Annotated in this window: 16 protein-coding genes and 2 pseudogenes; 9 read left to right on the forward strand and 9 right to left on the reverse strand. The window is 61.1% G+C overall.

Going from position 1 to position 18,597, the window contains the following annotated elements:
- Nucleotides 1-108: 108 nt before the first annotated feature.
- Entirely contained in the window at nucleotides 109-867 is a 759-nt protein-coding gene (locus tag AB4Z48_RS11890) for an SDR family oxidoreductase (protein ID WP_441614138.1), read from the reverse strand.
- Nucleotides 868-961: 94 nt separating this feature from the next.
- Complete coding sequence (locus AB4Z48_RS11895; protein ID WP_441614352.1) at nucleotides 962-1,492, reverse strand: response regulator transcription factor; 531 nt, start codon at nucleotides 1,490-1,492, stop codon at nucleotides 962-964.
- Nucleotides 1,493-1,743: 251 nt separating this feature from the next.
- Between AB4Z48_RS11895 and AB4Z48_RS11900 the strand changes: the two genes are divergently transcribed.
- Nucleotides 1,744-2,694: a GlxA family transcriptional regulator gene (locus AB4Z48_RS11900; RefSeq protein ID WP_441614139.1), complete on the forward strand. Its 951-nt coding sequence runs from the start codon at nucleotides 1,744-1,746 to the stop codon at nucleotides 2,692-2,694.
- A gap of 492 nt (nucleotides 2,695-3,186) precedes the next feature.
- Here the strand turns inward: AB4Z48_RS11900 and AB4Z48_RS11905 are convergent, their stop codons facing one another.
- From AB4Z48_RS11905 to AB4Z48_RS11920, 4 genes are read right to left on the reverse strand one after another with little or no spacing between them, the layout of a single operon-like run.
- Nucleotides 3,187-5,442, reverse strand: coding sequence for a molybdopterin cofactor-binding domain-containing protein (locus tag AB4Z48_RS11905; RefSeq protein WP_441614140.1), 2,256 nt, complete (start codon nucleotides 5,440-5,442; stop codon nucleotides 3,187-3,189).
- 10 nt (nucleotides 5,443-5,452) lie between these two features.
- Nucleotides 5,453-5,911 carry a (2Fe-2S)-binding protein gene (locus tag AB4Z48_RS11910; RefSeq protein WP_441614141.1) on the reverse strand — a complete coding sequence of 153 codons (459 nt, stop codon included), beginning with the start codon at nucleotides 5,909-5,911 and terminating at the stop codon, nucleotides 5,453-5,455.
- An 11-nt stretch (nucleotides 5,912-5,922) separates the two neighbouring features.
- Nucleotides 5,923-6,240 carry a c-type cytochrome gene (locus AB4Z48_RS11915; protein WP_441614142.1) on the reverse strand — a complete coding sequence of 106 codons (318 nt, stop codon included), beginning with the start codon at nucleotides 6,238-6,240 and terminating at the stop codon, nucleotides 5,923-5,925.
- Between the two features lie 20 nt (nucleotides 6,241-6,260).
- On the reverse strand, nucleotides 6,261-7,070 hold the full coding sequence (locus tag AB4Z48_RS11920; protein ID WP_441614143.1) for an SDR family NAD(P)-dependent oxidoreductase: 810 nt from the start codon (nucleotides 7,068-7,070) through the stop codon (nucleotides 6,261-6,263).
- Nucleotides 7,071-7,344: 274 nt separating this feature from the next.
- Here AB4Z48_RS11920 and AB4Z48_RS11925 point away from each other — a divergent pair, with 274 nt between their 5' ends.
- Nucleotides 7,345-8,151: an alpha/beta fold hydrolase gene (locus tag AB4Z48_RS11925; protein WP_441614144.1), complete on the forward strand. Its 807-nt coding sequence runs from the start codon at nucleotides 7,345-7,347 to the stop codon at nucleotides 8,149-8,151.
- 137 nt (nucleotides 8,152-8,288) lie between these two features.
- A pseudogene (locus tag AB4Z48_RS11930) lies at nucleotides 8,289-9,352 on the forward strand (IS256 family transposase); the annotation flags it as partial.
- Nucleotides 9,353-9,377: 25 nt separating this feature from the next.
- Here the strand turns inward: AB4Z48_RS11930 and AB4Z48_RS11935 are convergent.
- Complete coding sequence (locus AB4Z48_RS11935; RefSeq protein WP_441614145.1) at nucleotides 9,378-10,616, reverse strand: IS110 family transposase; 1,239 nt, start codon at nucleotides 10,614-10,616, stop codon at nucleotides 9,378-9,380.
- 234 nt (nucleotides 10,617-10,850) lie between these two features.
- On the opposite strand from AB4Z48_RS11935, the pseudogene AB4Z48_RS11940 reads away from it, so the two are divergent.
- From AB4Z48_RS11940 to AB4Z48_RS11950, 3 genes and pseudogenes are all read left to right on the forward strand, one after another.
- Nucleotides 10,851-11,072, forward strand: a pseudogene (locus AB4Z48_RS11940) (transposase); the annotation flags it as partial.
- A 280-nt stretch (nucleotides 11,073-11,352) separates the two neighbouring features.
- On the forward strand, nucleotides 11,353-11,556 hold the full coding sequence (locus AB4Z48_RS11945; protein WP_441614146.1) for a hypothetical protein: 204 nt from the start codon (nucleotides 11,353-11,355) through the stop codon (nucleotides 11,554-11,556).
- Nucleotides 11,557-11,575: 19 nt separating this feature from the next.
- The gene (locus AB4Z48_RS11950) at nucleotides 11,576-12,115 is read left to right on the forward strand and encodes a carboxymuconolactone decarboxylase family protein (RefSeq protein ID WP_441614147.1); all 540 of its coding nucleotides are present in this window, start codon (nucleotides 11,576-11,578) and stop codon (nucleotides 12,113-12,115) included.
- Nucleotides 12,116-12,232: 117 nt separating this feature from the next.
- Here the strand turns inward: AB4Z48_RS11950 and AB4Z48_RS11955 are convergent, their stop codons facing one another.
- The gene (locus tag AB4Z48_RS11955) at nucleotides 12,233-12,607 is read right to left on the reverse strand and encodes a hypothetical protein (protein WP_441614148.1); all 375 of its coding nucleotides are present in this window, start codon (nucleotides 12,605-12,607) and stop codon (nucleotides 12,233-12,235) included.
- A gap of 370 nt (nucleotides 12,608-12,977) precedes the next feature.
- A complete protein-coding gene (locus AB4Z48_RS11960) occupies nucleotides 12,978-13,886 on the reverse strand; it encodes a LysR family transcriptional regulator (protein ID WP_441614149.1) in 909 nt (302 codons plus the stop codon).
- Nucleotides 13,887-14,007: 121 nt separating this feature from the next.
- On the opposite strand from AB4Z48_RS11960, the gene mdlC reads away from it, so the two are divergent.
- Genes mdlC through pobA form a run of 3 tightly spaced genes read left to right on the forward strand, consistent with a single transcriptional unit; the run spans nucleotide 14,008 to nucleotide 18,329 of the window.
- The gene (gene mdlC / locus AB4Z48_RS11965; RefSeq protein WP_441614150.1) at nucleotides 14,008-15,627 is read left to right on the forward strand and encodes a benzoylformate decarboxylase; all 1,620 of its coding nucleotides are present in this window, start codon (nucleotides 14,008-14,010) and stop codon (nucleotides 15,625-15,627) included.
- Nucleotides 15,628-15,676: 49 nt separating this feature from the next.
- Nucleotides 15,677-17,125, forward strand: a complete 1,449-nt coding sequence (locus AB4Z48_RS11970) for an aldehyde dehydrogenase (protein WP_441614151.1) — start codon at nucleotides 15,677-15,679, stop codon at nucleotides 17,123-17,125.
- A gap of 13 nt (nucleotides 17,126-17,138) precedes the next feature.
- Entirely contained in the window at nucleotides 17,139-18,329 is a 1,191-nt protein-coding gene (gene pobA / locus AB4Z48_RS11975; protein ID WP_441614152.1) for a 4-hydroxybenzoate 3-monooxygenase, read from the forward strand.
- Nucleotides 18,330-18,597: the final 268 nt, after the last annotated feature.

The following is an 18,597-nucleotide window of genomic DNA, read 5'->3' on the forward strand; positions in this document are numbered from 1 at the left end:
CGGGTACCGCAGAGGCCGCGGGTGCCGTTACCGCACGGCTATTGTGTGACAAAGATCTTCTCCTGCGCGTGGTCACTGGCACTCCGGGCCGGGGCGCCAGGCTTCTCGTTAAACCGGGATGGGGTTATCGGCGATGTGCTGGTTGAAGTCGTGAACCAACTGATGCTCGCCGAGTCCCGGGTTATCGCGCATGGCGCGAATGGACTCGACAAACACCTCAGGCGCTTCGGTCGCGAGGCCGCGCATGGTTTCTTCGATAAACGCCTCCAGGGGCATGGCACGCGGATCGCCGCTCTTCTTGACGAGGTCGGTGTCGACCCAAGGCGGTGCGATCTCCTGGATTGTCACGTTGGTCGCGCGGAGCATGAAGCGCTGCGACAGGGCATAAGAGTGCAGCGCCGCTTTAGATGCGGAATAGACCGCATTAGTGGCGATCGGGACATACGCCAGCACCGACGTGTTGTAGATAATCGTCGAGCGCGGTTGACCCTTCAGATGCTCGACGAGCTCCGACGTCATGCGGATCGGGCCCAAGAGGTTGGTGTCGAGGATGCTGCGAGACGCGGCATCCTCGACGGGAGTCGACGCGTCGTCAAACGGCATGATGCCCGCGTTGTTGATTAGAACGTTCAGCGTGGGATAGTCCGAGATCAAGTCCTTCGCCACGCGCGCGATGTCGGCAGCGTCGGAAATATCGAGTTCAACGCCATCAATGCCGGGATGCTCCACCGAAATCTGCTGCAGAAGTACTTTGCGGCGTCCAGCAATGATGACCTTGTTTCCCAAGGCATGAAAGGCCTTCGCCAATCCCAGGCCAATGCCCGACGTCCCGCCCGTAATAAAGATGGTATTCCCGGTGAGTTGCATTACCACATCCTTTCGTTAGAAGAGAAAGCGCTTGCCTCGGTGCTTCAGACCACAGCGCCACTTGCCCTCTAATGTGGCGGAAACCCATGCGGTTTCACATGTCATTAATCCGTCGATTCAGGACAAAGTGATTGGGGAGACGATCATCACTGTCCGGTGTGAGGCCGATTAGGTCGGCTTTGCGCACAATGTCGGCTAGGGAGGTTGCCCTCATCTTTCGCATAGCCGCAGCGCGGTGTACCTTGACGGTGATATCGCTGATGCCAGGTTCGGCTGCAATCTGCTTGTTCAGATCAACAAGCGGCTTGAGCAGAAAGTCCCAAGCACCAGCTTTCATGGCGCGTACGCAACTGCTGATGTCGGCGAAGCCCGTCATGAAGATGAAGGGCATGCGATGGACCTGGGTGGCCTTCTGCTGAAAATAGAGACCGCTTTCACCGCGCAGGCGGACGTCAAGCAGCAAGCAGCTCGGTCGGTCCGGCTTCTCGGACGCGTTTAAGGTCGATGTGCGCTCGAAGGTACGCGCGTCAAAGCCGGCGGAGCGGAGGAGGCTGGACAAAGATGTGCGGATTGCGTCTTCGTCATCGACGATGTGGACGAGGTGGCTGCTCGTCGCATGCGGAATTGCTGGGCATCCTTGTTCGGTTGCCGGTTCCGGGGCGGAGCCCTACGCCTGCGAGGGAGGGGCGAAGGCATGGCAAGGATAGGCCTGGTCGTGTCTCTGCGGACAGACGAAATCGCGGAGATTCCGGACATCTTCAGGCTGCGCGGCGCTCGACACTGACCGCTCACTTGACGGCGTCAGGCGCCAGGAATAGATTGCGGGAGAGTCTCATGAAACTGTCATTGGGACGCTGACGTAACGAGAAAGAAGCAATGCGGCAAATCGGCTTGATTCTGGAAAATGGATTCCAGGTCATCGGTCTCTCGGCGCTATCCGCGTTTGAACTGGCCAATGCGGAGCTCGGCGAAGAGGGCTACCGCATGACGATCCTCTCCCAATACGGAGGTATCGTTCATTCGACAATTGGCTTGGGGATCGTGACCACCAAATTCGACACGATGCCCGATACGTTGATGGTTGCAGGGATTCGTGTCCCGGGCCCCCTGGATCCCGGGCTGAAGTCCTACATCGGCCGTGCGGCCCGCGAGGCACGACGTGTCGCGGGCATCTGCACGGGCGCGTTCGCACTTGCAGAAGCCGGCGTGCTGGACGGAAAGACTGCTACCACCCACTGGTTGCATGCCAGACGATTGCAGGAAACCTTTCCTCAGGTTCGTGTCGACGAGGATCGCATTTTTGTTCAGGACGGAAACATTTGGACCTCGGCCGGCATGTCTGCGGCAATGGACCTCGCCCTGGCGCTCATCGAGCACGACCACGGCGCGGCGCTGGCTCGTAACGTGGCCCGACGTCTGGTCGTCTATTACCGCCGCCCCGGTGGGCAATCCCAGTTTTCTGCATTGCTGGAACTCGAGCCGCGCAGCGATCGCGTCAAACGCGCACTGATCTACGCGAAGGAAAATCTGCGCAATGCGCTGACGGTGGAGGAGCTAGCGGATGCCGCGCGCCTGTCGCCGCGGCAGTTCAGCCGTGTCTTCCGCGAGGAGACTGGGCAGTCGCCGGCTAAGGCCGTCGAGATGCTCCGGCTGGAAATGGCCAGAACCATGCTCGAGTCAGGTCGTCACCCGATGGAAACCGTGGCTCGAGACACAGGGTTCGCGGACCGCGATCGTATGCGCCGGGCCTTTGTACGCGCCTACGGCGTGTCGCCAAGCAGCATCCGGCGAAATGATGCACTAGTCGAGCAAGAAGTGACGGAATGAACTGACGGCCAGCGACCGATGTGGTCGCGTTACGAGCATGTCTTCGACGCTAGGATGCGCAGCGTCGCACCACCGGCTTGCGAAACGACGTGCCTCGCGGCTCGAATACGACCTCACCCAGACGGATGCCGACACCAGACAAGGCGCATAGGGCATCCTGGCGCGTGGGTGGTCAGTACCCATGAGCGGTCGGTGTCTCACATTAAAAGTGCATTATAGGTTTCTTTCTGTAGCTCGACACTGATCCTGGTGCTAATTCCCGGTTACATCGAATGAACTAAGTTCTCGACCTTACAAATCCATCGTCATCGAGGACGACAAAGCCCTTTGAGGGAACACTACCAAGTGCGGGCGCGGCATACAGGGTGCACAGTAACCAAACGGTTGCTGCTAACAGTAGATTGTGAGGCAGAGAGGACGTGATGCCTCTCTGCCTCTCTGCCTCTAAACGATCAAACGATCAAACGATCAAACGATCAAACGATCAAACGATCAAACGACGAAGGGCATCTGCCGCTGGCGCTTGCCCGTCAGCCGGAACAGTGCATTGGCGACCGCCGGTGCGATCGGCGGCACGCCAGGCTCGCCCAGTCCCGACGGTGCGTCTTCGGACGGCACAAAGAACACGTCGATGCGCGGTGCATCGGGCATCCGCGGTGGCGGATAGTCCGGAAAATTGCTGTTCCGAACCACTCCGTTCTCCATCTCGATGGCGAAGCCGGGCCGAATCATCGACAAGCCGAAGATGCATGCGCCCTGGACCTGGGCTTCTGCAGTCAGCGGATTGACGACGCGATTGCAGTGGACACCGGCCGTGACGTTGTGCACGCGCGCCTCGCCCTTGGCGACGGACACTTCGACGACATACGCAATTACGGTCCCGAACGATTCGTGCACGGCCACGCCCCACGCATGCCCCTTCGGCAATTTGCGCTTGCCGTAGCCGGCCTTATCCGTGGCCAGCTGCAAGGCGGCGCGGTGTCGGGCATGCTTGGTGGTGTCGAGTCGTGCCATGCGCCAAGCGACGGGATCCTGCTTCGCGGCCGTGGCGATCTCGTCGATCAGCGTCTCCTTGACGAAACTCGTGTGGGTGTTGCCCACCGAGCGCCACCAGAGCACCGCGACATCGACCTTCGGGTGATGGGCCGTCACCTGCATCGGCAGAGCGTATTCGTTCTCGACGATGCCTTCGGTCATGGTCGAGTCCACGCCGTTCTTCACGAGAACAGGCTCAAATGGGGTTCCCATGACGATCGACTGGCCGACGATCGCGTGCTGCCAACCTACGACCTGCCCCTTTTCGTCGAAGCCGATGCGCGCGCGGTGGACGTGCAGCGGGCGGTAGTAGCCGCCCTTGATATCGTCTTCGCGACTCCACATGACCTTGAGCGGTTCGGCATGCCCTCTGGCAATCCACTCGCGAAGTACGCCTGCCGATTCGACCAGGTAGTCCGACGTCGGCACGGCACGCCGGCCGAAGCCACCCCCGGCCATCATCGTGTTCAGCGTCACCTTCTCGACCGGCAGCGACAACGTTTGGGCGATCGCCGCCTGATCGACGGTCTGAAATTGCGAGCCGACCCAGACCTTGACGCTGGTCGCCTTATTGCCGCTAATCTCGGCCTGCATGGTACAGTTGAGCGGTTCCATCGGCGCGTGCGCGAGATACGGCAGCCGATATTCGGCGTCGATCACGCGCGCAGCGCCCGCGAGGACCGCCTGCACGTCGCCACTCTCCAGCGGGAGCGCCATCTTGCCCGGCTGCATCGCAAGCTTGCTGTATTCCTCGTAAAGCGCCTGCGTGCTGACCTTCGAGCCCGTGTCCTCCCATTCGATCTGCAGCGCGTCGCGCCCCTGCTTGGCCGCCCAGTATCCGTTGGCGACCACCGCCAGGCCGGAGCCGCCGCGATCCGCGGGCACCTGCATGACGTCGACGACGCCCTTGATCGCGCGCGCCTTGTCCGCGTTGAACGACTTCACCTTGCCTCCAAAGCGGGGCGGGTGCGCGACTACGGCGACAACCATGTCCTTGAGCCGGGTATCGATGCCGAACACGGGGTCGCCTCGCAGCTTCGAGGCGGCATCCAGGCGCGGCATTGGCTTGCCGATGAGGCGGAACTGCGATGGGTCCTTCAATACCACGGTCGTCGGCACCGGCAGACTCATGGCCGCATTGGCGAGCTCACCATAGGTGGCGCGACGCGTGCCCGATGTGACCACCCCCTGCACGGCGGCGCAGCTGGCGGGGTCCACATTCCATTGTTTGGCCGCCGCAGTCACGAGCATCGCCCGGGCGCGTGCGCCGAGCTCGCGATACTGCGTAAACGAATGCATCAGCGCGGTGGAGCCGCCCGTCATCTGAATACCGAAGCCCGGATCGCGGTAAGCATCGCCGGCCGGGGCCAGCATTGACCGCACGTTCTTCCAGTCCACGTCGAGCTCGTCGGCCAGCACCATTGGCAGCGCGGTATGCACACCCTGTCCGAACTCGAGCCGATTGACCGCAATCGTCACCGTGTTGTCGGGGGCGATGATCACGAATGCCTGCGGAGGCGACGGCGATTTTTGCTTCGCGCCGTCTTCCGCTGCCTGGGCGAGTTCGACACCGCCGACCAGGCCCAGCGCGAGTCCGCCGCCGGCAACGCCGGTCAGTTTGAGAAAGGTGCGGCGCGAGAGCGGCGCGACGCTGTTTTCGGGCGCGGCCGTGCTACCACCGCCCGCCAGCGCTTCCAGTCCACGAATACGCATGTGGCGCTCCTCAGGCGATCGCGCGCGCGGCATCCTTGATAGCCGCGCGGATACGTTGATAAGTGCCACAGCGGCAAATGTTGCCCGCCATCGCTTGATCGATATCGGCATCGTTCGGCCGCGGCTTGGTGCGCAGCAAGCTCACGGCGCTCATCACCTGACCGTTCTGGCAGTAGCCGCATTGCGCCACATCGTGCCGGATCCAGGCGTCCAGAACCGCGCGGCCGATTCTGTCGTCGCCCATGCTCTCGATGGTATTGACCTTAGTGCCGGTCACCGACGAGATCGGCATAACGCAGCTCCGCGTCGCTGTGCCGTTGATATGGATCGTGCACGCGCCGCACGCGGCCATGCCACAGCCGAACTTCGTGCCAGTCATGCCGAGATTATCGCGGAGCGCCCACAGCAGCGGCGTGGACGGATCGGCGTCGACATCGACCGTCTTGCCATTGATGTTCAGGGTGGTCATTCTGGCCTCCTCTACTTCTGCGAAAGGACCCACTGCGCCAGGGCGGTGAGATCGGCATCGGGCACTTGCGGCTGCGGCGGCATCGGTACAGCGCCCCACTTACCGCTGCCACCGGCCTTGATGCTGGTTGCGAGTTGCTCCGTTGCCTTGCTGCCGCCCTTATATTTGGTGGCGATTTCTTTCCACGACGGACCTACCAGGCGGGCATTTGCCTGATGGCAGCCCACGCACGCGTACTTCTGTGCGAGGGCTTCACTGGCTCGGGCCGGTTGGTGAGAGAAGAGGGTGGCCATAGCAACCAAGGCCAGAGGGGCGATTGTTTTGTTCATGGGGAGTGAGGTTCAGGGTTTTAGTCTTGCTTCCCGGCACGCGCCGCGTAGCGCGGCGCGGCGACGCGGGAGGACAAATTTGACGCCATGGCTTCGCGCGCGGTCTCCCATGCATGCCATTGCGAGTCGTCCTGTAACGACGGAATCGAGGCAAACACGTCGGCGTCGAGGTCGCTCAGTGCTGCGTCCACCAGCGTTTCGGGTGTCATGACCCAGCTTTCCGGGAGATTCGACGTAGGGAGACCCGCGACTTCCCAGAAGTCAGTGCCGGTAGCCCCCGGCAGTACGACCTGAACGGTCACGCCGCTTTCGCTCAACTCTTTCTTCAACGAGCGGCTGAATGCGAGTACGAATGCCTTTGCGCCGCCGTAGACCCCATTGAGGATCTCGGGAGCGATCGCGACGATAGATGCGATGTTGATGATCACACCGGCGCCGCGCGCGGCAAACGCTGGCGCGGCCGCATAGGACAAGCGCATGACGGCGGTGACGTTGACACCAATCATGCGTTCCATGTCGTCCACTCGCGATTGCGAGAGGGTACCCGCACCGCCGAAGCCAGCGTTGTTGACCAGCATGGAGATGCGATCGTTGCTAGCGAGGGTGGTCTCGACACGCCGAAGGTCGGCAGCGTCGGTAAGATCCGCCACGAGCACGTCTACGTGGGCACCATGCGTGCTCGCGAGCCTCGCCGCATGCGCGCGCAGCCGTTCTTCATTGCGTGCAACGAGAATAAGGTCATAGCCGCGTGCCGCGAGGCGATCGGCGTAGACGGCGCCGATGCCGGAGGACGATCCAGTGACGAGAGCGGTTCCGAGTTGTGATGGCATGTGTATCCCTTTGGGTGAGAGCGAGTTGCCTGGTGCGCATGGAGTGGCAAGCAGATACGCCCAAGCATAGGGATAGTGATGTTCCACGGACTGACATATACGCACAATTTTCGGACAACAATCTTGCATGCACGTGTCGTCATACTCGGCGGTGCGTGGGCGCGAACCAAAGGCATGACCGAAAGCGCCGCGTTTATGTCCTGCATCGGGACGGATTCGGCAATACGCTTGGCGGGGTACTCATCGAGAACGATCCACAATATATCTACCCACCATGACACGTTCTTTCGACATCGACACTCCATATGGCCGAATCTGCGCGCGCGAAACGGGCCCCGAGGGAGGTCTCCCGCTACTGCTGCTGCAGCGGTTCCGCGGCACGATGGATGATTGGGATCCGGCGTTTATCAAAGAACTGTCGGCGGATCGGCGCATCATCTGGTTCGACAGTACGGGAATCGGGCGGTCGGGCGGCATCGTGCCGGACACGATTGCGGGCATGGCGGCGGTAGCATGCGCGGTCATCGCAGCACTGGGTCAAAAGCAGGTGGACGTGTTGGGTTGGTCGCTAGGCGGGGTGGTCGCGCAGCAGTTGGCACTTGAGGCCCCGCATCTGGTGCGACGCCTGATCGTCGCTGGATCCAGTCCCGGTGGAATCACAGATGGGCCGCAACCTCATCCGAGAGTTCCGCAGGTCATGACACGTCCCGTCAATGACATCGAAGATTTCCTGTTTCTATTCTTCTCGAAAAGCGAATTCGGAGTCGATGCGGGCCGCGCCTCGTTGAAGAGAATCGCTGACCAACTGGACCGCGGCCCCGCCGTCACGGCCGAGGCATTCATGGCACAAATCAAGGCCATTTCGACGTGGCAGGGCGTGCTGCACCGGGCCAGCGAACTACGTCTGCCGATGCTCGTTGCCAACGGCGCGTGTGATGTCATGCTACCGGCCTATCGCTCTTTCGTATTGTCACAGCAGGCACCCGATGCAAAGCTAATCCTTTATCCCGATGCTGGCCACGCGTTCCTGTTCCAGGAGGTTGAAGATTTCGTGATGCAGGTAGACCGCTTCCTAGCATAAGTGATGGCCGTCGCGAACCCATGGCGATGCGGCCGCAGCCATAGCAGCGAGCATGAGGGTCATTAGTATCCACCCCGCAGCGAGGACCTGTCAGAAATTTTGTGTTTGGGGCATAACATGTCGCCAAGGAGCATGTCATGCCACGCAAAACCAAGACGAGCCGGGCCGCTGACCGTGAGCTGCCCACCATCCCCGAGGACTTGATCGCCCATTTCGTGAAGGGCCCGATGACTGCCGAGGCGGTCCAGGACGCTTCGATGGCGTTCAAGAAGGCCTTGATCGAACGAGCTTTGGGCGCCGAGCTAGGCCATCATCTGGGCTACTCGCCGGGCGCCGAGCGTCCGGCCGGCACGGCCAACCAGCGCAACGGCAGGAGTGCCAAGACCGTGCTGACCGAAGACGGCCCGTTGCGCGTAGACATCCCACGCGATCGCGACGGCAGCTTCGATCCGATCCTGATTCCCAAGCACGAGCGGCGCTTCACCGGGTTCGATGACAAGATCATCGCCATGTATGCCCGTGGCATGACCGTGCGCGAGATCCAGGCGTTTCTGGCCGAACAATACGGGACCGAGGTCTCACCGGAGTTCATCAGCTCGGTAACCGACGCGGTCATGGACGAGGTCACCGCCTGGCAGGGCCGCCCGCTGGAGGTGATGTACCCGGTGGTGTTCTTCGATGCGCTGCGGGTCAAGATGCGCGAGGACGGCGTGGTGCGCAACAAGGCCGTCTACCTGGCCTTGGGCGTACTGCCAGACGGCACGCGCGACATCCTGGGCCTGTGGATCGAAACCACCGAAGGCGCCAAGTTCTGGATGAAGGTGTTTAATGACCTGAAGACCCGTGGCACGCAGGACATCCTGATTGCGGTGACTGACGGGCTCAAGGGCATGGAGCAGGCCCTGAATGCGGTGTTCCCGGACACGACGCTGCAGACCTGCATCGTGCATCTGATCCGAAACAGCCTGGAGTACGCCAGTTGGAAGGAGCGCCGGGCCGTCGCAGCGGCTCTCAAGCCCGTGTACACCGCGCCCACCGTGGAGGTTGCGCTGGCCGAATTGGCGGCCTTCGAGCAAGGGGAATGGGGCAAGCGGTACGCCCGATCGCCGCGTCCTGGCGTCGCGCCTGGGACCAGGTGATCCCATTCTTTATGTTCCCGCCGGCGATCCGCAAGATCATCTACACGACGGATGAAGTTGACAAGCCCCCGCGGCAATCTCCGCCGTTCATGGCGTCCGTATCGGTGGCCAGGGAGCGCGAACCGCACCCTGCGGTCGCGCTTGCTTCCAGCGCGAGAACAGGCGTTGGTAAGCCTGCTCGGCTTGCTCTCCAACTGCACGCTCCAGATCCCGGACGGACTTCAGATTGTAGGCGGCGGCAGACCCCTTGCGGCTACCGCGGCGCGCAGGAGGCAGGCCTGCCTGCAATTCCAACTCACGGGTCTTTCGCGCTGTCAGCGCTGGGCGATCCCACGCGAAGGATTCGTTACGCGTGAGGACGTGCCAGACGATTATTGCCAGCTTGCGCGCGGTGGCAACAGCCGCGATCTGCTGACCGCGATGATCCCGGATGCGCAAGAAGAAGGCACGAATGGGGCCGGCCGTTTGCGCTGCGGCCCAGGCAGCCTCAACTAGCATGGCACGCGCGTAGGAGCGTCCGCGCTTGCTGATGTGTCCGTGCTTTGCTGGGTGCGAGCCGGATTGGTAGACCGAAGGATTGAGGCCAAAGTAGCTGACCAATTTCTCCGGCGAGCGAAAGCGAGCAATATCGCCGATGGCGGAGAGCAAGCCGATCGCAACGGTGGTGTTGACGCCGGTGATGGTCAGGAGCTTGCGCAGCCTGTCGTCCTGAATAGCGGATTGGGCCAGGATGCGCTCGACCTCCTGCAGATTCTCTGCCAGCCGGTCCAGCTCATGCAACCGCTGGTCGATCCCGATGCGCTCATCCGTGGGTAGCTGCTGCCAGCTCAGCCAGGCCCGCCCTTTCTTGCCAAACAGGTCTGTCGCCGGACACCGCTCGATGAGATGTGCGGCAAGGACGGCGTGAATCTCATTCTTGAGCCGCGTCCGCTGCCGCACGATCTGGGCTCGACGCGACACCTGCCGCCGCATCGCTTGCGTGGTCTCGTCTGGAATCCAAACCTCGGGCAGGAAGCCACTCGCATAGAGTTGCGCGAGGATCGTCGCATCGATCTTATCCGTCTTCACGCGGGCTTCCGCAATCAGACGGACTTGCAGCGGGTTGGCGACGATCACCCTGCCGACATGGCCTCTCAACACATTCGCAATAGCGATCGTATTGCCGGTCGCCTCGAGTACCACGTGGTCGTCGGGCTTTAGCTTGGCGGCAAAGCGCTCCAGCTCATCGCGTCGCAGTCCGACGCGCCCACCGGCGCGCAGCAGGCCATTCTCCAGATAGGCGATCTCAGCTACCGATCGCGATACATCCAGTCCTATCACTCGCATTGGCGTCTCCCATGGGAAACATCGCAAATGGGAGCCGGTGGGACAGCACGACAACTACGGATTCGCGCTCGCAGCGCAACCGGGCGGGTCGCAGGGGCGGCCAACTACTAACACGAGCTCGCGGCTCAACGTATATGAACGGCCTGCCCACCCGAAGTGCTCCCCGGTGCCCCTGTCCCGGATGGTCTAACCATACACCAAGTTACTCGGTGAGGAGGAGGGGCACCGGCTCCTATCATGCCGGTTACCAACGCCATTGAGAGCATCAATGCGCAGTTGCGCAAGATCATCAAGACGCGGGGCCACTTCCCCAGCGACGAGGCGGCGACCAAGCTACTGTGGCTGGCCCTGCGCAACATCACGGGGAAGTGGGGCAGTTCAACGCATGACTGGAAGGCTGCCATGAACCAGTTTGCGATCCACTATGAGGAACGGTTCACCCATCCACATCGTTGAGATAATGCCGGCTCACCGGTCGAAATGATAGTGAGCCTTTAACTGCCCTGCACACAAAAAAACTGACAGGTCCCGCAGCGACAAAGAATCTCATCCATCGGTTCACGCTTCTACCCCTACTTTCCGTTTCCTCGCTTTCGCCAACCCTCGGCCTCACGTCCGAAAAAGTCTACCAACGAAACACTATTGCGCTAGCGAACGATTGTTACGCTGAGGCGAAAGCAATGTTTGGCGAATTATCTTCGAACACGGCCTTGTCGTCGTTAGGGTAGAGCTAGTTGTGAAAAATCGACTGCCTCCCGTCCCACGCGCCATGCCGCTGCCTGCATTTATCGGTGAAACGATGTGGAAGCTCGAGACCGCCACCACCGAGGTGGTGGTGGATGTCGCGATGCCGCTGCGCAACAACCCTGGTTCCCAGGAACACGCGTTGGTCGACCAGTTCAACCAGTCCCTCGCCGAGAACCCCATCCCCGTAGCTTAACCTTACTAAAGGAATCCAAATGACTCGTATGTCCACGATCGATATCACGTCCGCCACCGGCCTGACTGCGGAACTGTTCGCCAACATCAAACGCGGCCTAGGGAAGGTTCCGAACGCGTACGCGAGCATTGGTTCGCAATCTCCCGTCGTGCTCCAATCGTTGTTGGCGACAAACGCAGCCTTGAAATCCAGCGGCGAGCTTTCTGCGAAAGAGCTGGAAGCAATCAACCTTGCTATTAGCGAAAACAGCGGTTGCGACTATTGCCTCGCAGCACATACTTTGACCGGCAAAATGGCGGGTTTTACTGCTGAACAGATGCTTGAACTGCGCGCCGGCGGATTGAGCTCTGATGCAAAACTCGACGCGCTCGTAAAGTTCGTACTGACCCTCGTTCGCACAACCGGTACCGTTCCGCAGAGCAGCCTGGATAACGTACGCCGGGCTGGCTATACCGATTCGCAAGTCACTGAATCGATTCTCGCAGTCACTGCGATTCTGACGACCAACATCTTCAATCGCGTCAACGATACGACTCTGGACTTTCCGGCGGTCAAGTAACCATTCGACAGCCGTGTAATCACGCATATCTTGACTTCCCTTCATTTTTTTCGGGAGGTCAAGATCTAGGCTAGCTTCATATATGCGGATCGCACTGAAAACCCTGAATTGCAGCAGCTAGTAGGTCGGGAAGGCGTAGGCCACCACCCCTGCATTCGCGCGCCAGTAACCGCCTTCCATGCCCGGCTGGTCGTGCAGCGCCAGATCGAGCACCGCCTGCGCCGCAGCCAGGTCCATGGATTCGCGTCGATCGTCCTCTGATGGAAGTTGCTGGCGAACGCGTGCTGCGCCGGCCTGCAGGGTCTGGCAACTGATCGAGGTAAGTTGGCGCGCACGCGCAATCTGGGGGCCGGCGCCTTGGCGACTCAATAGCAGCAGCAGCCACCCCAGCACAAAAGCGGCCACAGTGATAGATAGCCACAAGATCAGCAGATCGCGTCGGGCGGATGGTTGCAGCAGCGACAGGTCAGGTTTCCTTTTGATGTGAGACACCGATTGGTCAATCGGTGGGCGATCGGCAATCGGCTGGCAATCGTAACCTTGCCAGAAGGGGCATTGCCGTGCAAGGAACCGCTCGGCTAGACGACCCGCACACCTACGTGTCCTTCTTCAGCGTCATGGAAATAATGAGCAGCTTCTCAGGATGCCGAGAAGCGATGCAGGAGCATCCTCGCCTTGTTCCAGGCTGCGAGATAACCATACTTTCGATGACGATCTGCTGAAGGTGATGAACGCCCGCTCTCTGCCAGTGAACAGACACATCGAAATCGGATCCAGTATGTCGGTAAAGGGTCGGTCAGAGACGGCCGCGGCTTCGCGCAGGGCATCCGACAGAGACCGGCCTGACCCAGCGCCACGACAATCATGATAGTTGCGCCGTTAGAGCGCGCAGTTCCTCGAGAAGCTTGATCGAAGGACCGGGCAGCATGCCGGCCCTTCGACGGAATGCAGTCAGAACTCTCTTGTCGCTGGCGCCCGGTATCTCCAGAGCGTCGATGAGTCCCGCCTTGCGCTCGGCGTCGTACATGGGCTCGGGCATCCAGCCGAGGAAACCTGAACGGCCAATCAAGCTCTTGAGCGCAGTGACGGAGCGTGTCTCGACGACGACGTTGGGCAAGGCCAGGTTCTGTCGCGAAAACACCTTCTTCATATGCTCGAAAGGCGCGGTTCCCTTCGGAAGCATGACCCAACGCTCTTGCAGCGTATCAACGAGCTTGAGATTTGGTTTTTTTCGCAAAGGATGGCGCCGACCAGCAACCACGTAGCTGGTGTCCTCCCAACGGCAATCCTTGACAGCGACGATTTCGTCAGTGTCCTCAATGTCGGCCCCCAGCGCCAGATCGATTTCGTGCGAGACAAGCGCATCAGCAAGGCGATCCCAGACTCCTTCGATGATCTGGACTTGAAGATTTGGCCACTTCTTGCATGTGCTGCCGATTGCCAATGGAAGCACCAGGCAGGCGATGCTGCCGACTGCGCCGACGCGAATCGTTCCTTTTGCCAAGCCCAGCATCGCCTTGATGTCCTCACTCGCATGCTCAGACTCGCGCTGCAAAAGGAGCGCGTGGGGCTGCAACGCCCTGCCCACATCCGTCAACTGCATCCCCTTTGAGTGACGCTCGAACAGAGGTGCGCCAACCTGCTCCTCGAGCCGGCGAATCGTGCGACTAAGAGCCGGCTGCGTCACATTCAAGGCGTCAGCCGCGCGACCAAGGCTTCCGGACGAAACGATGGCGTTGAAGGCGACAAGATATTGGAGATCGAAAGTCATGCCTAACGGTAATGACTTTCTCTCAAAAAAGCAATTTTCATGAGAGTGATGAGCTTTCACACTTGCGCCATCGAGACAAGCGCTGCGACCCGTCCAGCGCACAACAGAAGGAAAGCGCGAAATGACCGGACCCGTACCACTCGCCGTCGTCGAAGCAGCCAAGCAACCCAGCACCGTCACCGTTCGCGACGCCGTCATCGACCTCATGCGTCGTTTCGGCATGACATCCGTGTTCGCGAACCCCGGTTCGACTGAGCTCCCGATGTTTCGCGATTTCCCAAGCGACTTCCGCTACGTGCTGGGTTTGCAGGAGGCTACCGTGGTCGGCATCGCGGATGGCTACGCCCAGGCAACGCGAAATGCTTCCTTCGTGAACTTGCATTCGGCAGCAGGCGTGGGCAATGCGATGGGCAACATCTTTACGGCTCATAGAAATCGCACGCCGATGGTCATCACGGCAGGCCAGCAAGCGCGTTCGATCCTCCCTTTCGACCCATTCCTGTCTTCCGCCCAAGCCACTGAACTCCCCAAGCCCTATGTGAAATGGAGCATCGAGCCTGCGCGCGCTCAAGACGTGCCAAAGGCCATCGCGCGGGCGTACTACATCGCGATGATGCCGCCGCGTGGCCCCGTGCTCGTGTCGGTGCCGGTAGACGACTGGGACCAACCAGCAGAGTTCGTGCCGGCAAGGGTTGTGAGTACGGAACTTCGCCCGCAGCCTGCCGTTCTGGCACAAATCGGCGACGCGCTAGATGCAAGTCATCGACCGGCGATCGTCGTAGGTGCCGCAATCGATCGGGACAACGCGTGGAACGAGGTCGTTGCTCTTGCTGAGGCGCACAACGCCCGCGTGTGGGCAGCGCCGATGTCGGGCCGGTGTAGTTTCCCCGAAGATCATCGGTTGTTCGCTGGCTTCCTGCCCGCAATGCGCGAGCGGATCGTCGAACTGCTCGGTGACCATGACCTGATCCTGGCCATTGGTGCGCCCGCGTTCGCGTATCACGTCGAAGGCGCGGGACCACACATCCCAAGCGGAGCTACGTTGTGCCAGCTAACTGAGGACCCGGATACCGCGGCTTGGACGCCGGTTGGAATGTCGGCTGTCGGCAGCATCCGCCTTGGAGTTCTTGATCTGCTCGCCCGCCCGGCGCCCCAGATTCGAGCCTCGCCGCCGGCCAAGATCAGCGCGCCAAAGGCAGAGCCTTCGCCGTTGATGTCGGTTGCCTATGTCCTTCAGACGTTGGCGGAAGTAAAAGCGCCCGAGGACATCGTGGTCGAGGAAGCACCGAGCGCCCGCCCGGTGATGCAAGCCTATCTGCCAATCACCCGCAGCGAAACTTTCTTCACGATGGACAGCGGCGGTCTCGGCTACGGCATGCCGGCAGCAGTGGGCGTAGCGCTCGGCAAACCGGGCAGCCGCGTCATCTGCCTGATGGGCGACGGTTCCAGCATGTACTCGATACAGGCGCTGTGGACCGCAGCGCAACTCAAGCTGCCGATCACTTTCGTGATCCTGAACAACCGTCGGTACGCTGCGCTACAAGATTTCGCGCCCGTGTTCGGGTTCTCCGCAACCGATGTCGTTCAGGGAACGGAACTGCCCGACATCGATTTCCTGTCGCTGGCAAAGGGCATGGGATGCGCCGCCACACTCGTCAGCGATTCCGGCGATTTGCGGACGGTGCTCGACCTTGCCCTGGCCGGCAAGGCGCCAAACGTCGTGGAGGTTCAGGTCGCCTGAACACACCGCCCACTCCCGCTTCCATACAAGACCTTCCGGAGACAAACCAATGAAGATTTCGATGCTGATCAACGGTGAGCAAGTCCAGGCCCGCAATGGCGCCACCTTCGAGCGGCGCAATCCGCTTGACGGCAGCGTTGCGACGGTCGCGCCCGCGGCCACCGAGGAAGACGCGGTCGCGGCCGTCGACGCTGCCGCCGCGGCCTTCAAGACCTGGTCGCACACGGGCCCAACCGAGCGTAGAACGATGCTGACGAGGGCCGCACAAGCGCTCGAAGCGAAAGCCGAGGCATTCGCGGCTGCAATAGCGTCCGAGACCGGCGCGTCGGCGATCTGGGCAGGCTTCAACGTTCACCTTGCGGCCGGTATGCTTCTCGAGGCCGCATCGCTGACCACGCAGATCGGCGGCGAGATCATTCCTTCCGACGTGCCGGGCAACCTCGCCATGGGTGTACGACAGCCTGCGGGAGTCGTTTTGGGCATCGCTCCCTGGAACGCGCCCGTGATCCTGGCTGTACGGGCCATCGCGACGCCACTGGCTTGTGGCAATACGGTGGTGCTCAAAGGCAGCGAGATCTGTCCGGCGACACACGGCCTCATCATCGAGGCGCTGCAAGAGGCCGGGCTACCCAAGGGCGTGGTGAACTTTGTCACCAATGCGCCGGCCGACGCGGCTGCTGTAGTGGAGGCCATGATTTCGCACCCGGCTGTGCGACGAGTGAACTTCACGGGATCAACCCACGTGGGCAAGCTCATTGCCGCAACCTGCGCGAAGTACCTGAAGCCCGTGGTTCTCGAACTCGGTGGCAAGGCGCCGCTGGTCGTCCTCGACGACGCCGACGTCGATGCTGCCGTCAACGCGGCCGTGTTCGGTGCGTTCGCCAATTCGGGACAGATCTGCATGTCGACCGAGCGGATCGTCGTCGATTCGGCCATCGCCGATGATTTCGTTGCCAGGTTGAGCGCACGTGCATCGAGTCTTCCGCTCGGTGATCCGCGTCTTGGCCCGGCGGTTCTCGGCTCAGTCGTGGACATGAGCACGGCAAAACGCTGCAACGAACTGATCGATGATGCGCTTATGAAAGGCGCGAAGCTCGTGGCGGGTGGCAAGGCGAACGACACGCTGATGCCCGCGACCCTGCTCGACCACGTAACGCCGGACATGCGCATCTTCCGCGAGGAGGCTTTCGGCCCCGTGAAAGGCATCGTGCGTGTCAGTGGCGTGGAAGAGGCGGTCGCTTGCGCCAACGATAACGAATACGGCCTCGCAGCCGCGGTCTTCGGCCGTGATGTGGCGCGCGCCATCCAGGTAGCGGGACGCATCGAGTCCGGCATTTGCCACGTGAACGGGCCCACGGTGCACGACGAAGCGCAGATGCCATTTGGCGGCGTCAAGGGCAGTGGCATTGGACATTTCGGCGGGAAAGCCGGTGTCGAGGCCTTCACCGATCTGCGATGGGTGACCGTTCAAACGACCCCGCGTCACTACCCCTTCTGAGCGAAACACCGGAATGAAAACACAAGTTGCCATCATCGGTGCCGGCCCGGCCGGGCTTCTGCTGTCCCACATCCTGCACCTGCAAGGCATCGAGTCGATTGTCCTCGAAACCCGCAGCCGCGAAGCCATCGAGGCCACGATCCGCGCCGGCGTGCTTGAGCAGGGCACGATTGATCTCATGAAAGAGATTGGCGTTGGCGCGCGTATGGAGCGCGAGGGCTTTCGGCACGAAGGAACCATCCTGCGCTTCAACGGCATTGACCGCCGCATCGATTTTCCAGAACTCACTGGTGGCAAGGCTGTGATGGTCTATGCACAGCACGAGGTGATCAAGGACTTGGTGGAAGCGCGCCTGGCGACGGGTGGCGACATTCGGTTCGAAGTGACCGATGTCAGCATCCACGACCTCGACTCGACGGCACCGAGCGTGCGATTTCGTCAATGGGGCGGCAATCTGCAGACAATTGAAGCCGACTTCATCGCCGGCTGCGATGGCACGCAAGGGGTTAGTCGCCCATCGATTCCGAAAGGCATGCTTAGCGGGTTTGAGCGGCTCTATCCTTTCGGATGGCTCGGGATCCTGTGCAAGGCACCGCCGTCATCAGACGAACTGATCTACGCCTTAAGCGATAGGGGCTTTGCTCTCGTCAGTACGCGTTCGCCGGATGTGCAACGCATGTACTTGCAGTGCGAGCCGACCGACAAAATTGAAAACTGGTCCGACGACCGTATCTGGAGTGAATTTCGCGAACGCCTGGCAACGCGTGACGGCTGGGCCCCCAAAGAGGGCCAGATATTCAGCAAGACCGTGGTCGGCATGCGCAGTTCCGTGACTGAGCCGATGCAGTACGGCCGCCTGTTCCTGGCGGGAGACGCGGCGCACGTAGTGCCGCCCACGGGTGCCAAGGGTCTGAACCTCGCGGCGGCCGACGTACGAGTGCTCGCAAGGGCCATCGGCAAGTTCTACAAGAACGGCCGTCAGGATCTGCTCGAGCGCTACAGCGAAACCGCACTGCGGCGCATCTGGAAAGCGCAACGCTTCTCGTGGTGGATGACCTCGATGCTGCATCGCTTCCCCAACGCGGACGAGTTCCAGCACAAGGTGCAGGTCGCCGAACTCGACTACGTAACCGGCTCGCGTGCTGCTTTGACAGCGCTGGCCGAGAACTATGTCGGCTTGCCATTCGACGCGCTCGACGACTGAGATTCAGTCCGTCAGACCGCCCGGGAAGAGGCGGAGGCTGTTCGAAAGCTATGTGGTGAGGAATGCCGTTTTCTCGATAAAGCAGTTTTCCGGCAGGCGTACAGGTTGGACACCTCTACTGCTACTACCAGGGCGCGCGGACGCCAGAGCGCTCAATCAGGAGACAAGACATGATCGATCGAACCCCGTCAGCCGTTGGCTCGCAAGCTTTTCCATCGCGCGGCCAATGCCAGCGCATGCTGCCCACGACCTGCAACTTGGGAGTACG

This window comes from Cupriavidus sp. 2TAF22, assembly GCF_052115045.1.
Lineage (GTDB): Bacteria > Pseudomonadota > Gammaproteobacteria > Burkholderiales > Burkholderiaceae > Cupriavidus.

What these genes read in the sequence shown, in the direction of transcription:
- AB4Z48_RS11935 (WP_441614145.1), bottom strand. Translation starts at nt 10,616, where the DNA reads ATGCGAGTGATAGGACTGGATGTATCGCGATCGGTAGCTGAGATCGCC.
- AB4Z48_RS11920 (WP_441614143.1), bottom strand. Translation starts at nt 7,070, where the DNA reads ATGCCATCACAACTCGGAACCGCTCTCGTCACTGGATCGTCCTCCGGC.
- AB4Z48_RS11915 (WP_441614142.1), bottom strand. Translation starts at nt 6,240, where the DNA reads ATGAACAAAACAATCGCCCCTCTGGCCTTGGTTGCTATGGCCACCCTC.
- mdlC (WP_441614150.1), top strand. Translation starts at nt 14,008, where the DNA reads ATGACCGGACCCGTACCACTCGCCGTCGTCGAAGCAGCCAAGCAACCC.
- AB4Z48_RS11905 (WP_441614140.1), bottom strand. Translation starts at nt 5,442, where the DNA reads ATGCGTATTCGTGGACTGGAAGCGCTGGCGGGCGGTGGTAGCACGGCC.
- AB4Z48_RS11970 (WP_441614151.1), top strand. Translation starts at nt 15,677, where the DNA reads ATGAAGATTTCGATGCTGATCAACGGTGAGCAAGTCCAGGCCCGCAAT.
- AB4Z48_RS11925 (WP_441614144.1), top strand. Translation starts at nt 7,345, where the DNA reads ATGACACGTTCTTTCGACATCGACACTCCATATGGCCGAATCTGCGCG.
- AB4Z48_RS11950 (WP_441614147.1), top strand. Translation starts at nt 11,576, where the DNA reads ATGACTCGTATGTCCACGATCGATATCACGTCCGCCACCGGCCTGACT.
- AB4Z48_RS11960 (WP_441614149.1), bottom strand. Translation starts at nt 13,886, where the DNA reads ATGACTTTCGATCTCCAATATCTTGTCGCCTTCAACGCCATCGTTTCG.
- AB4Z48_RS11910 (WP_441614141.1), bottom strand. Translation starts at nt 5,911, where the DNA reads ATGACCACCCTGAACATCAATGGCAAGACGGTCGATGTCGACGCCGAT.
- AB4Z48_RS11890 (WP_441614138.1), bottom strand. Translation starts at nt 867, where the DNA reads ATGCAACTCACCGGGAATACCATCTTTATTACGGGCGGGACGTCGGGC.
- AB4Z48_RS11900 (WP_441614139.1), top strand. Translation starts at nt 1,744, where the DNA reads ATGCGGCAAATCGGCTTGATTCTGGAAAATGGATTCCAGGTCATCGGT.
- pobA (WP_441614152.1), top strand. Translation starts at nt 17,139, where the DNA reads ATGAAAACACAAGTTGCCATCATCGGTGCCGGCCCGGCCGGGCTTCTG.